The organism is uncultured Acetatifactor sp. (assembly GCF_948601915.1).
GTDB lineage: Bacteria > Bacillota > Clostridia > Lachnospirales > Lachnospiraceae > Acetatifactor.
In genome coordinates, this window is record NZ_CAPDXS010000102.1 from 1 (window position 1) to 13219 (window position 13219).

Consider the following 13219-nt stretch of genomic DNA (forward strand, 5'->3'; position numbering starts at 1 on the left):
GCGTTATGCAGTCTGGTTTCACGGCAAGTGAAATCGTTAAGCAGTATAAATGGCAGCTGGGCCACAGGAAGCCGGTCAGCAGCAGAAAAGCAGTTATGTGATTTGAAGCCAGCAAAAGGAGAACGGCCATGTATGATATGACAAAATACCTGAATACAATAGAAGACGTCATCGCGGGAGGCCCCTATCAGGACACCTGGGAATCCCTGTCCCGGTATACCGTGCCCGAATGGTACAAAAACGCGAAGTTCGGCATCTTCATCCACTGGGGAATCTACAGCGTGCCCGCTTTCGGCAGCGAATGGTATTCCCGGAATATGTACGTGAAGGATTCCCCGGAGTATAAGCACCATGTGGAGACCTATGGGAGGCACAAGGATTTCGGTTACAAGGATTTCATCCCCATGTTCACGGCGGACAAGTTCGATCCGGACGCCTGGGCGGAGCTGTTCGCGGAGGCCGGAGCCAGGTATGTCGTGCCCGTGGCGGAGCATCACGACGGCTTCCAGATGTACGAAAGCGAGATTTCCCACTGGAACGCCGCCGAAATGGGACCAAAGCGGGACGTGCTGGGGCAGCTGGAGGAGAGCTGCAAGAAGAATGGCATGGAGATAGGCGCATCCAGCCACCGGGTGGAGCATTGGTTCTTCATGGGCCACGGCAGAGAATATGACAGTGATGTCAGAGAACCCATGGAGAGAGGGGACTTCTACTGGCCGGCCATGCCCGAGCCGGAGAGCCTCCAGGACCTGTACAGCGAGCCCATGCCCACAGAGGAGTTCCTCCAGGATTGGCTGGTGCGGTGCTGCGAGATCGTGGACAAATATCGCCCGAAGATCGTCTACTTCGACTGGTGGATACAGCACAGCGCGGTGCGCCCTTATCTGCGGAAGTTTGCGGCATATTATTATAACCGGGCAGCCCAGTGGGGGAGCGAAGCAGTAATCAATTACAAGCATGACGCTTTCCTGTTCGGCACTGCGGTACCGGATGTGGAGCGGGGACAGTTCGCGGACATCAAACCATATTTCTGGCAGACGGATACCGCCATCGCCCTGAATTCCTGGGGCTATACGGAGCACAACGATTTTCGTCCGGCGGAGGACATCATCTGTGACCTGGTGGATATTGTGTCAAAAAACGGCTGTCTGCTGCTGAACGTAGGGCCGAAGCCCGACGGCACGATTACGCAGGAGGATAAGGCCGTCCTGCTGAAAATCGGAGCGTGGCTGAAGACCAACGGCGAGGCGATTTATGGTTCCCGGGTCTGGCGCAGATACGGGGAAGGGCCTACGCAGGTAGTGGACGGCCAATTCTCCGACAGCATCAAAAAGAACTTCACGTCCCGGGATTTCCGATTCACCACGGCAGACGGATATCTGTACGCCATTGCCATGAAATGCAGCGGGGACGGCGAATACTGCATCCGCTCCCTGGGAATCCAGGATGCCTCCAGACAGGCGAATTTCCACGGGATCATCCGGGATGTGGAAGTCCTGGGCTGCGGGGAGAAACCCCAGTGGAGCAGAGACCAGGAGGGGCTGCATATCAGGAGCGGTTTCGTGGGCGATGGGCCGGTAGTCTTTAAGCTGGAGCTGGAATAAAGGAAGGGAAATCGGATGATAGCGGCCATTATACGGCATCCAGATGACACCTACAGGCGCCGGAACACCCCTTTTATCCCGGCGTAGGGCAGACAGAAGTGCTTCCATAGTAAAGAGAGGTATGGGATTATGATATATATTTACCGGTATGCTTCGCCTCTGGGAGGCATTACGGTCGCTTCCGACGGCAGGGAGATTACAGGACTGTGGTTCGACGGTCAGAAGTATTTCGGCGCCGGCCTGCCGGAGGAGCCTGAAGAAAGGGAACTGCCTGTTTTTGGAGAGGTAAAGAGATGGCTGGACATCTATTTTGGCGGCAGGGCCCCGGATTTCACCCCGCCGCTGAAGATGGAGGCCAGCCCGTTCCGCAGGGCCGTATGGGAAATCCTGCTCACCATCCCCTTCGGGCAGACAATGACATATGGCGAAATTGCGGACACTATGGCAATGCGCAGGGGAAGCGCGCCGCAGGAAGCGGCATCACGAAAAGAGCCCGCGAAGATGTCCGCCCAGGCAGTGGGCGGCGCGGTGGGACACAATGCCATCTCCCTGATCATTCCCTGCCACAGAGTGGTGGGGACAAGCGGCAGCCTTACGGGCTATGCGGGCGGGATTGAGAAAAAGCTGCGGCTGCTTACGATGGAGAAGGCGGATATATCTTCGCTTTTTATGCCAAAGAGGGGGACGGCATTGTGACGGACGCAGCTATGCTGCTGCGGCTCTTATTTCCTGGCCAGAGTAGCCCAGAAGGTGGGCACCCCATGCTCATGGAGGAACCCTTCGCCATTGGTGTCCTCATACAGGTCCACCAGCTGGAAGCCCGCCTTGATCTGACCGCGGATCTGTTCCTCCAGGGTATGGGAGAACTGCACCCCATCGTCATTTTTCTCCAGGAGTGCCATGAGCTTTTGGTCCTTCAGCGGATTGAAGGGGAGGGAGTAACGGATCTCCCCCTCGTTCTCATCCTCGTCAAAGAGGAAATTCACCCCATTGTCCAGCCCTGCCATCAGGAGCCCGCCGGGCTTTAGGATGCGGTGGCATTCCCGCCAGACATGCATCACGTCCTCGATGTAGCAGTTGGAGACCGGGTGGAAAATCAGGTCGAAGGACGCGTCCGCAAAGGGAAGGGGCTTGGTCATGTCCCCACGGATGGCCTGGATCTGGTACCCTTCCCGCCTGGCTACCATGAGCTCGCTCTCAATCTGGCGGGGAGAATTGTCCAGCACGGTACAGTTCGCGCCCAGGGCGGCGAAGATGGGCATCTGCTGCCCGCCTCCGGAGGCCAGCCCCAGGACGTCCGCGCCGGAGAGGGCCGGATACCAGCTCTTCGGCACCGGTTTAGTGGGGGTAAGCACCATGTCCCACTCTCCCCGGAGGGCAGCGGCGTACTGCTCATGGGAGATGGGAACGCCCCATTCCCAGCCCTCTTCTATCCATCTGTCGATAGTTTCTGCATTGATTTCCGTATAATTCATGTAAGTATCTCCCTGGCTCAAAGCAATCCAATGATAAGGAAAGAAAAAGCTTCCTATGAGAGGGATTATACAGAAGAAAGAACCGGATGTCAACAAAACGCTTCGGTTCCGGTGAAGGTGGAATGCTCTTGATTCCGTGGAATGCCCTACAATTTTACGGATAATCCCTACAAAGAATTATTTGTGATTCAAGTAGAATTATGGTATAATAATTTTGCTTTAACAACGCATAAAGCTAGGGGTACGCGATAAGGGGGATGACATTGAGTCCAAAATCCCTGCCGAACTGCGGGATGCGAATGGAACCACACTCCGCATGATTGCGTAAATAAACGGAGAGGTGATTTTATGGTTCAAAGCGTTTCTTTTCGGAATTTTCGGGGTTTTCAGCATCTGGAGCTGCCGGATTTAGCCCCAATTACTCTGCTTTCCGGAAAAAATAATACAGGGAAAAGCACGGTTTTGGAGGGCATTTTTCTGCTTGCTGACCACAGTGATTCCATGTGCTTTGAAAAGATCTGTAACTTCAGAAGCCTGCCGGTCATTCCTGACTTTGATATATTGTGGAAGCCTTTGTTTCATCAGATGAATGCAGATGAGCCGTTCAGATTTTTGCGCGGCTAGAACACGATACAGAGCTGACCTATTATCGCGAGGATTCTTATTCGCCGCAGCTGCAGGATTTTAAGGGGATGACGCCTGATGTTATGAATCGGTTTATGTCTTCTGCGCAAAGTGGCTATACCTTGAGATTCCGGCTCACGCAAAAGGAGCTTTCCTATACGGAGACCGGCCACTTTGTGGCGGCACCTGATGGAATTGCGGTAAACATAAATACCAGCATTCCCAACAATCAAAAGGTAGCCATGCCATTTACACAGATGATCAATTCCAAAATTGCGGCCTTTTACTCGCCGGTGGAGCTATTTGGAAAACTTGAACTGAAGGGAAGGAAAAGTGAAATCCTGGGCATTCTCAAAAAAATGGATCCGGCTATTTCTGATATTACCGCTATTACTACAAATGGGCAGACACAGCTATATGGCAACATGGGAGGAAAACTATTGCCCATACGTTTGGCAGGGGATGGCATGAACAGGTTGCTGATTATCATGCTGTCTATTATGGAGAATCCAAGCTCTATTTTTCTAGTTGACGAGATTGAAAATGGATTCCACTACTCAATGTACCCCATGATTTGGGAGTGCATTGCGCATGCTGCTCAAAAAAGCAACTGCCAGGTCATCGCCACAACGCACAGCTATGAGTGTGTTGCCGCCGCGGTAGAGGGAATAGAAAAAGCTGATATGAAAGATGACTTCTGCTTTTTCCGTTTGGCTCGGGAAAAAAATGGCCCACGTGCATATCGTTTTTCCTCTGATGTGATCCGCACAGCGCTGGATTCAGAAATGGAGGTACGCTTATGCCGCGCAAGAAGAAAACGGGAGGATTTGTGCTTAACCATTTTGCTATTTTTCTGTAAATGACAAATTTGTTTCTATGAAGGTCGGAGAAGCCGCTGACGCAGGCGCTTTCAACTGGTTCCATCCCAATTTGGCCTCTCTGAAAGAGTGCTTGAGCAAGATGGAGGCGAGGAGCTAACCACATTGGTAGATAAGGACAAGGGCATCTGGCTGCTGACCCAGAATCCTGGAAAGCCGCATGATAAGCGGTTTGGAGATTCCGAGAGTGTATCACAGGACAAACGTAGGAGTGAAGGATATCTATGGTGAACAGACAGCTGGAAATGGTCTATATCTTAATGAACAAAGGCTCTGTGACGGCGGAGGAGCTGGCAGAGCGTTTCGAGGTGTCCACGCGTACCGTCTACCGGGACATCGACAGCCTGTCCATGGCGGGGATTCCGGTCTATGCCAATCGGGGTAAGGGCGGCGGCATCCGCCTGATGGAGCATTTCGTCCTGGACAGACGGTTATTGTCCAAAGAGGAGCAGGGCAGAATCCTGGCCGCCCTGGCCAGCCTGCGGGAGACGGGGGCTTCTCAGGACATAAGGATTCTGGAGAAGCTGGAGACTTTCTTCAAGGCAGAGCCTCTGGACTGGGTGGCCATCGACTTCTCCGACTGGAGCGGCAGGCGGGGGGAGCTGTACGGGCAGATCAAGGAAGCCATCTTGGGGCGGCATGTGATGGCCTTTGATTATTATGGACAGCACGGGGACATGATGCGCCGGGAGGTGGAGCCGATTCAGCTGCTTTTCAAGGAATATACCTGGTATGTGAGGGCCTACTGCCGAATCCGGGGGGCCATGCGGCTCTTTAAGGTGCTGCGGATGAAGCGGGTGGAGGTGCTGGAGGAGAGCTTCGAACTGGGGCCGCGGCACCGTGTGGAAGAGGAGCATTCCATGGAAGAAGGGCATTCCATGGAAGAAGGGCATTCCATGGAGAAATCTCTGGAGAATCCGGCATTGGGGAAAAGAGGAGAACCGGGAAGGGACAAGGAAGCGGGAAAAGAAGGGAAAGCGATAGAAACCGGACAATCGGAAGAAGCCCCAGTCTGTAGGGGAGAGCCGGAATCGCCCATGGAAGCAGGCAAACCAGGTGTACAGGGGGAAATCGTCTTCCGTATAGACAGGAAAGAGGCATACCGGGTCTACGACAGATTCGAGGAGGATGAAATCACGGTGCTGCCCCAGGGGGATTTCGAGATACGGATGCGCTGCTTGGTGGACGACTGGGTCTATGGGCTGATTCTGTCCTTCGGGCCATCCGCCAGAGTGCTGGGGCCGGACTGGGTGCGGGAGGAGCTGGCGGCCAGAATCCGGCGGATGGGGGAGAGTTACGGCATGGCCCTGCTTCGCGATGCGGACGAGGGGATGTAAATAGAAAATTTATGGGGAATCATGGGCAAAAGGACAGGCTTATTTGCAGAATGACTGGAACAAGGAAAGGAGACTGGAAGTCATGAATAAGAAGAAAGTGATCGGTTATGTAGGAACCAGGGACTTGGGCAGAATGCGGGAGGAGGACATCAGAAAGCTGGATGTGATCAACATTGCCTTCGGGCACATCCGGGAGAACGAAACGGTATGGGAGGATGGCGCGGGCACAGAGGAGAATCTGGAGCGCATCCGCAGGATCCATCCGGAGATCAGGATCATTCTTTCCATCGGCGGCTGGAGCGCGGACGGCTTCTCCCAGGCGGCCATGACGGAGGGCTCCAGGGAAAAGGCTGCGAAGAGCGCGGCAGAACTGGTGGCGGCACATAAGCTGGACGGCATAGACATCGACTGGGAGTATCCCTGCTTTGCCCTTGCGGGGATTGCGGCCGATATGCGGGACAAGGAGAACTTTACCTTGTTCCTGGCGAAATTGCGCCAGGAGCTGGATGCCCTGGGAAGCGGCAAGATGCTCACCATCGCAGCCGGAGGGGACACCTATTTCACCCTGCATACGGACATGGCACAAGTGCAGCGGTATCTGGACTATGTACAGCTGATGACCTATGACCTCCAGGGAGGCTTCGTCAAAGTGACTGGGCATCATGCTTCCCTGTATCCCGGGACCGCTAATCTGTTCGACGTATGCGTGGACAAGGCGGTGAAAACATTTATGGCGGCGGGTGTGCCGGCGGAGAAGCTGATTGTGGGCGTACCTTTCTATGCAAGGCACTGGAAAGGAGTGAAGGGAGGCGGCGACGGCCTGGGCCGGGAAGCCGGAACGGTGGGAATGGGAGGTCCGGGATACCGGGAGCTTGCCCAGAGCTATATAGACAAGAACGGGTACAGGCGCTATTGGGATGATGCCGGCAAAGCTCCCTATCTGTTCAACGGGGACTGCTTCATCAGCTATGACGATGGAGAAAGCCTTCGGGCCAAAGCGGACTATGTCAGGGAAAAAGAGCTGGGCGGAATCATGTTCTGGGAATACGGCTGCGACCCTGACGGCATATTGCTGAATTGTATATATGAAGCTTTCCGCGCGCAGGCATAAAGCAGGCAGAGAGGGCGTGGCAGATAAGAAACCGAAAGCGATGCAAAGGAAGGCGAAAATCAGAAAGCACGGAGGGAAAATCATGTTCAGAGAACTTCGCAGAAAAAGACAGGAGCTGCCGCTCCAAGAAAGCATCGACATCCTGATGAAAGGGACATCGGGGGTCCTGGCCCTGTCCGGCGATGAGGGCTATCCTTACGCTGTCCCGATCAGCTATGTGTACAGGGATTCCAAGCTATACTTCCACGGAGCGAAAAGCGGGCATAAGATAGACGCGGTCAAAAGGCAGGAGAAGGCCTCTTTCTGCGTGATTGCCCAAGATGAGGTCATTCCCGAGAAGTACACGACCGCCTACAAGAGCGTAATCGTTTTTGGCAGGATCCGCATTCTGGAAGATGAGACAGAAATCAAAGAGGCGGTAGAGGCGCTGGCCATAAAATACCATCCGGACGGCGATGAAGCAGGACGGCAGAGCGAAATCGACAGGTTCCGGGAGACCCTGTGCATGATGGAGATGTCCATTGAACATATCTGCGGAAAAGAAGGACTTGAGCTGCTGAAGGCGAGACAGTAGTGGTATTTATCTCCTATATATGCAGTATAAATAATCGTGCGTAAAGAACACGGCCCTGAGAGAGCTTTTACATGGCTCCTTCGGGGCCTTTTCTGCGCCCATTTGTCCAATTTCCCGGCCCAGGCGGAGGCTTGCGGGAAAAAGTTCCGGCAGGGGCGATGGCTTAAATTGTCAATTTAGATGTCTTGATTAGAAATATACATATGGCGGAGAAAAGGATATAATCTTTATTGTAATTTCCACAAAAGGAATAGAAAATCATGGTAATATTTTGGCTATTTTGAGACAAAGGAAAGGGAGATGAGCGGTATGGGTTTGGGAAATTCAAGGAGAGACAGAAAGAAGCTGTGGAATCAGATTTACCGGAATCGATGGCTTTACCTGATGATGGTGCTGCCGGTGGCCTATTTCATCATCTTTAAGTTCGGCCCTATCTATGGACTGCAGATATCCTTCCGGGATTTCCGGGTACGGAGGGGAATCTGGGGGAGCGAGTGGGTAGGCCTGAAGCATTTCAGGCAATATCTCACGAATCCGGGTTTCTGGATACTGGTCAAGAACACTATATTGCTGGGAATCGGCCAAGTGCTGTTCGTATTCCCCATCCCGATCATCTTCGCGCTGCTGGTCAATGAAGTGAGGTCGAAGAAGGGTCAGAGGCTCATCCAGAACATCAGCTATCTGCCCCACTTCGTGTCGGTGGTGGTAGTGGCCTCCATGGTGACCACATTCCTGGCCAAGGACGGCATCATCAACAAAATCATCGCCATGCTGGGCGGGAGCGGCCACCTGTTCATGCAGGATCCCAAATGGTTCCGGCCGGTGTACTGGATTTCGAATCTGTGGCAGGAGATGGGATGGAGCGCGATCATCTACTCCGCCGCACTGACCAATGTGGACGAGCAGCTCTATGAGGCGGCGGTCATAGACGGCGCGAACCGCTGGCAGCAGACCGTACACGTCACGCTTCCGGCAATCAAGCCCACGATTTCCATCATGCTGATCATGGCGATCGGAAACATCATGAGCGTTTCTTTTGAAAAGGTTCTGCTGCTGCAGAATGCGCTGACCTACGAGGTGTCGGATATCATATCCACCTTCGTCTACCGCCAGGGACTCAGCGGGGGCCAGTACAGCTATTCCACGGCGGTGGACATGTTCAGCACGGTGACGAATTTCGTGCTGATACTGGTTGCCAACCGGGTGTGCAAGCTGCTGGGAGAGACCAGCCTTTGGTAAAGGCCGGTAAGAACGGAACAAGGAGGAATGAGAATGAACATAAACAAAGGAAGAGGCTATCGCGTATTTCAGATATGTAATGCGCTGCTGATGGCGGGGGTCTGCCTGGTGGTACTGTTCCCGCTTTACTACATGTTTATCGTCTCCATCAGCGACGGGGCGGCGATTATGTCCGGCCAGGTGAATTTCCTGCCCAAGGGATTTTCCCTTCGCGCTTACAGGGCTGCCTTTAAGAACAATGATTTCCTGAAGAGCTACTGGAACACGATTGTGATCACTGTCAGCGGAACCGCGGTCAATCTGATCATGACCACGCTGTTCGCCTATCCTCTGTCCAAGCAGACCCTGCCGGGCCGGACATTCTTCATGCGGATGGCAGTGTTCACCATGTTCTTCACAGGAGGCATGATACCGTCCTATATGCTGGTGACGAATCTGGGGCTGGGCAATACCTACTGGGCATTGATTCTGCCGGGGGCCATCAGCGTATACAACATGATCATCATGCGCACCTTCTTCGAGGGGATTCCGGCGGAACTGACGGAGGTGGCGTACATCGACGGCGCGAATGACATTCAGATTCTGTGGAAGATTATCCTGCCGCTGTCGAAGCCGATTTTCTTTACACTGCTTTTGTTCTACGCGGTGGGACACTGGAACGGGTTCTTCAATGCGCTGCTCTACTTAAACGATAAGAGCCGGTATCCGATCCAGATGTTCGTCAGAGGAGTGGTGTTCAGCGGCGAGACCCTGAGCATGGCCATGGCTTCCTACAATTCCTCCTCGGAAGTGGGGGCGGAGCTCCTGTCTGAGGAAGGGGCGAAATACGCGATCATCATACTGTCCATGATTCCGATTTTGGTGGTATTTCCGATTGTCAGCCGGTATTTCAAATCCGGCGTGATGATCGGCGCAGTGAAAGGTTAAACGACAGACGGCATGGAAAGGAGGATAGAGGTTCACTGAGATGACGTCTTGCGATATAGAACAGAATACGAAAATGGAGGGAACTATGAAAAGAAAAATCGTAGCACTATTTATGACAATGGCTTTGATGGCTGGTACATTGGCAGGCTGTGGCAACAGCGATGCCGGCGGCTCCTCCGATGTGTCATCGGATGCCGGAAGCACGGCGCAGGAGAGCAGCGCGGAAAGCGCGGAGGAACCGGAAGGGGAGAATTCCGGGGAAAGCGAAGCAGAAAGTGAAGAAGAGAATCAAGGCGCGTCCGGGGAAACGGCGAGCAGCCTGCTGACGGAGGAACCGGTGACCATTACATTCATGAGAGGCGAGAACAGCGCGATTCCGGTCCAGGACAATGTGGCCTCCACCCGCCAGATTCTGGAGAGGACAGGCATCGACCTGGACATCACGGCAGTCCCCGGCTCCGACTACAATACGAAGATGACCGCCCTGTATGCGGCCAACGATATGCCGGACATCTTCTTCGCCTTTAACATGACCAAGCGCGAGATGGTGGAGGACGGCGCTCTCCTGGCGCTCAGCGACCTGATCGATGAATACGCGCCGAATATCAAGGCATACTATGACGAGAACCCGTACCTGTACCGCACCATGGTGGACGGGGAGATTTATTCTCTGCCTCAGAAGCGGGTGGATCAGAATCTGGAGGCCGGATGCGTGCCCTTCATACGCATGGACCTTCTGGAGGATGCAGGGCTTCCCGTTCCCACCACATGGAAGGAGCTGGCGGAGACGCTGGTCACCCTGACTGAGAAATACAATATGGAAGGCTGGGCGGCCAGGGGCTCCGGACGTATCATCGGCGAGAGCGACTACAGTTGGCTGGACAGCTTCGGCGCGTCCTTCTCCCATTACACCGACAAGGAGGGTACATGGCATCTGGGCATGATTGAGGACAAATACAAGGATGCGGTGCTGTTCCTGAAGGATCTGGTGGAGCGGGGCGGCCTGGATGAGGAATGGCTGACCACGGATACTGCCGGCTGGCAGGAGAAGCTGGGCAGCGGGAACTATCTGTTCTGGTACGATAACCCCACCTTCGCCAGCGGAATCAATACGGCCCTCAGCGCCGTGAACCCGGACGCCAGATTCGCCCCTCTGGAACTGCTCGAAGATTACGACGGAAATGTCTTCAATTATAAGCAGCCCACCCATTATACGGACACCTTCTATATCAGCGCGGACGTGGAGGATCCCGTACTGCTGATCAAGTTCCTGGACTGGTGCTACAGCGATGAGGGCGCGATTACATTCGGCTATGGCCGTGAGGGAGAGACCTACTATCTGGACGATGACGGGAACCCTCAGTGGCTGCCGGAAATCCTGGAGAAATACGCCAACGCGGAGGACGGATATTATCAGGCTTCCTCGGACATGGGGGTCAATAACGGGTATTTCTGCCCGGCATGGATGAACCTGACGATAGAGGTATTCCGGGCTTCCAGCAATAATCCGGATGAGCTGACGGCGCAGTATATCTATGATTTTTATGAGGAGCAGCTTAATGACGGCACGATTGTGGAAAAGACCCTTCTGCCGCCGATGACGGTAGAACAGGATGCGCGCATTCAGGAGATCAAGCAGGCTGTCCAGGACACGGCCATAACGGAATTCTCGAAATTCGTCATGGGCCAGCGGCCGATAGAGGAATATGACGCATTCATAGAGGAATTAAAGGGCCTTGGAGCACAGGAATGGGCAGATATCCTGAATGAGGCGGAAACCGCATTCCAGGAGACCATGGAAGGCTTATGATCCTTGAACGAAGGGGGCGTCCTGGGACGCCCCTTTTCATCTTCACGTGCTGGCTAGGTGGGCTCTGAAACAGGTTGAAAGGGAAAAGCCTGTGGTGCAGGGGATTGCGGGCCTTGATGAGATTGAGTATGAATGAATATGATATTGATTACCTGAGTGCGGAGTACAAACTGAATACAATAGTCATGCGTGATAAGAATCTGTTCCTGCCGCTTGAAATCCTGAATATCCGCTGCGTCGATCAGAGGGCCGAGCGGCAGAACCAGACATTTACGCCTTATATGCATCAGCATGTATGCTTTGAGATGCATATGCCGATTGTGGGATGGCAGACTTACCAGATTATGGAAAAGGCGGTTTCGATCCATGAGGACGAGGTAGTGCTTTTTGCGCCCAACACGCTGCATTCAGCCCTGAAAAGCAGCGACAATCTAAAGAAGTTCAGCATGAAGTTCTCCCTGATCCTTCCCGTGGATGCCGGGGAGGATGAGGAGGACAGCCGTTTCCTCTATATTGTAAGGGAGCTTCACGCCAGGCCGTATATCAAGACAAAGCCCAACAGATGGTATCTGGAGCTGATGAACAGGGTCTTTCTGGAGGCCTATGAGGAGAAATACGGGTGGACGGCTCTGGTGCTCAACATGGTCTCGCAGATGGTCATCGAGATTGTGCGGGAAAACCTGCCCAAAGAGAAGAGGCACGCTTCGGAGGAGGGACTACAGCGCAAACGGATAGAGAGCATAGAAAGCTTTATACAGGATAATATCTCCGCCATGATCACAAAACAGATGGTGGCAGAGCAGATGTACCTGAGCGTCCGCCAGCTTGACCGAATCGTGCTGGCGGAAAGGGGCATAACGCTCAAAAGCCTGATCGATCAGATTAAGATACGGGAGGCGCGCCGTCTGCTGCGGGAAACCGATATGACCCAGAAGGACATTTCCATATCGCTGGGGTTCACGGAGACCAGCAGCTTCAATCGGTATTTTCGGAGGTTTGAGTCTGTCTCGCCCGGCATATACCGAAAACAGGCGGGGAAAGACGGAAAATCGGAACAGGACAATGGAACGCTTCAAGAAGAATGATAGAAAGGATAACGCAATATGAAACGGGAGAACAAGTATGATGCAAAGCACCTGGCGGATGTGGACGTCCTGGTAGTCGGCGGGGGCTTCCCCGGAATCTGTGCCGCGCTGGCGGCCGCGCGGCTGGGAGTGCGGACGCTTCTGGTGGAACGGAACGCCGTGATCGGGGGACAGGCGGCGGAAATCGATACATGGGGGCTGGACGGCTTCCTGGATATCGACGGCAGATTATTGATTAGGGGGATTCCATGGGAAATCCTGAATCTGGCGGTGGCGGAGGGACAGTCCGATCCACTGTTTTCGAAGATTGACTACAGGCTGATGGAAGAGGAGGGAATCGACGCAGCGCTGCGGAAGGCTGATTTGGAGCCGTATATCCCATACAGCAGGCCGGATTCCTGGATGAACGCTTTCAACGACCAGTATGTAAATCCAAATGCTTATCGCTATGTGGCTTTGAAGCTATTGGAGGAAGCCGGGGTACAGATTCTGTACCAGATGCCTGTAATCGACGCGATTCTGGAGGGAAAGGCGCTGAAAGGCGTAATCGTCCAG

General features: G+C 53.7%; 13 protein-coding genes. 12 read left to right on the top strand and 1 reads right to left on the bottom strand.

Translation table 11 applies throughout. The annotated features are described in order from the left end of the window. Positions 1-128 precede the first annotated feature (128 nt). Together Q2B33_RS16395 and Q2B33_RS16400 are read left to right on the top strand one after the other, a co-directional pair. Positions 129-1604 (top strand): alpha-L-fucosidase, encoded by a 1476-nt coding sequence (locus tag Q2B33_RS16395; protein WP_300570345.1) that lies wholly within the window; start codon positions 129-131, stop codon positions 1602-1604. Between the two features lie 129 nt (positions 1605-1733). After that, entirely contained in the window at positions 1734-2300 is a 567-nt protein-coding gene (locus Q2B33_RS16400; protein WP_296478643.1) for a methylated-DNA--[protein]-cysteine S-methyltransferase, read from the top strand. Between the two features lie 26 nt (positions 2301-2326). On the opposite strand, the gene Q2B33_RS16405 is transcribed toward Q2B33_RS16400, so the two are convergent. Further along, entirely contained in the window at positions 2327-3079 is a 753-nt protein-coding gene (locus Q2B33_RS16405) for a class I SAM-dependent methyltransferase (protein ID WP_300570350.1), read from the bottom strand. A 348-nt stretch (positions 3080-3427) separates the two neighbouring features. Here Q2B33_RS16405 and Q2B33_RS16410 point away from each other — a divergent pair, with 348 nt between their 5' ends. The 10 genes from Q2B33_RS16410 to Q2B33_RS16455 form a co-directional block, all read left to right on the top strand. Further along, on the top strand, positions 3428-3703 hold the full coding sequence (locus Q2B33_RS16410) for an AAA family ATPase (protein ID WP_300570353.1): 276 nt from the start codon (positions 3428-3430) through the stop codon (positions 3701-3703). 83 nt (positions 3704-3786) lie between these two features. Next, positions 3787-4566, top strand: a complete 780-nt coding sequence (locus Q2B33_RS16415) for an ATP/GTP-binding protein (RefSeq protein ID WP_300792017.1) — start codon at positions 3787-3789, stop codon at positions 4564-4566. A gap of 239 nt (positions 4567-4805) precedes the next feature. After that, the gene (locus tag Q2B33_RS16420; RefSeq protein WP_300570359.1) at positions 4806-5918 is read left to right on the top strand and encodes a YafY family protein; all 1113 of its coding nucleotides are present in this window, start codon (positions 4806-4808) and stop codon (positions 5916-5918) included. Between the two features lie 82 nt (positions 5919-6000). Next, complete coding sequence (locus Q2B33_RS16425; RefSeq protein ID WP_300570362.1) at positions 6001-7029, top strand: glycoside hydrolase family 18 protein; 1029 nt, start codon at positions 6001-6003, stop codon at positions 7027-7029. 82 nt (positions 7030-7111) lie between these two features. Continuing rightward, on the top strand, positions 7112-7603 hold the full coding sequence (locus Q2B33_RS16430; RefSeq protein ID WP_300570366.1) for a pyridoxamine 5'-phosphate oxidase family protein: 492 nt from the start codon (positions 7112-7114) through the stop codon (positions 7601-7603). 309 nt (positions 7604-7912) lie between these two features. Continuing rightward, positions 7913-8842 carry a sugar ABC transporter permease gene (locus Q2B33_RS16435; RefSeq protein WP_296456252.1) on the top strand — a complete coding sequence of 310 codons (930 nt, stop codon included), beginning with the start codon at positions 7913-7915 and terminating at the stop codon, positions 8840-8842. 33 nt (positions 8843-8875) lie between these two features. After that, positions 8876-9769: a carbohydrate ABC transporter permease gene (locus Q2B33_RS16440; protein ID WP_300570370.1), complete on the top strand. Its 894-nt coding sequence runs from the start codon at positions 8876-8878 to the stop codon at positions 9767-9769. A gap of 85 nt (positions 9770-9854) precedes the next feature. Next, positions 9855-11579 carry an extracellular solute-binding protein gene (locus tag Q2B33_RS16445; RefSeq protein WP_300570373.1) on the top strand — a complete coding sequence of 575 codons (1725 nt, stop codon included), beginning with the start codon at positions 9855-9857 and terminating at the stop codon, positions 11577-11579. A gap of 128 nt (positions 11580-11707) precedes the next feature. After that, positions 11708-12664 (top strand): helix-turn-helix domain-containing protein, encoded by a 957-nt coding sequence (locus tag Q2B33_RS16450; RefSeq protein ID WP_300570376.1) that lies wholly within the window; start codon positions 11708-11710, stop codon positions 12662-12664. Between the two features lie 18 nt (positions 12665-12682). Beyond that, positions 12683-13219 (top strand): FAD-dependent oxidoreductase (locus Q2B33_RS16455; RefSeq protein WP_300823052.1); only part of this gene is annotated, 537 nt, incomplete at its 3' end.

Bases quoted from the DNA above. Each gene is read 5' to 3' on its own strand.
- Q2B33_RS16395 (WP_300570345.1), top strand. From the start codon at position 129: ATGTATGATATGACAAAATACCTGAATACAATAGAAGACGTCATCGCG.
- Q2B33_RS16400 (WP_296478643.1), top strand. From the start codon at position 1,734: ATGATATATATTTACCGGTATGCTTCGCCTCTGGGAGGCATTACGGTC.
- Q2B33_RS16405 (WP_300570350.1), bottom strand. From the start codon at position 3,079: ATGAATTATACGGAAATCAATGCAGAAACTATCGACAGATGGATAGAA.
- Q2B33_RS16410 (WP_300570353.1), top strand. From the start codon at position 3,428: ATGGTTCAAAGCGTTTCTTTTCGGAATTTTCGGGGTTTTCAGCATCTG.
- Q2B33_RS16415 (WP_300792017.1), top strand. From the start codon at position 3,787: ATGAATCGGTTTATGTCTTCTGCGCAAAGTGGCTATACCTTGAGATTC.
- Q2B33_RS16420 (WP_300570359.1), top strand. From the start codon at position 4,806: ATGGTGAACAGACAGCTGGAAATGGTCTATATCTTAATGAACAAAGGC.
- Q2B33_RS16425 (WP_300570362.1), top strand. From the start codon at position 6,001: ATGAATAAGAAGAAAGTGATCGGTTATGTAGGAACCAGGGACTTGGGC.
- Q2B33_RS16430 (WP_300570366.1), top strand. From the start codon at position 7,112: ATGTTCAGAGAACTTCGCAGAAAAAGACAGGAGCTGCCGCTCCAAGAA.
- Q2B33_RS16435 (WP_296456252.1), top strand. From the start codon at position 7,913: ATGGGTTTGGGAAATTCAAGGAGAGACAGAAAGAAGCTGTGGAATCAG.
- Q2B33_RS16440 (WP_300570370.1), top strand. From the start codon at position 8,876: ATGAACATAAACAAAGGAAGAGGCTATCGCGTATTTCAGATATGTAAT.
- Q2B33_RS16445 (WP_300570373.1), top strand. From the start codon at position 9,855: ATGAAAAGAAAAATCGTAGCACTATTTATGACAATGGCTTTGATGGCT.
- Q2B33_RS16450 (WP_300570376.1), top strand. From the start codon at position 11,708: ATGAATGAATATGATATTGATTACCTGAGTGCGGAGTACAAACTGAAT.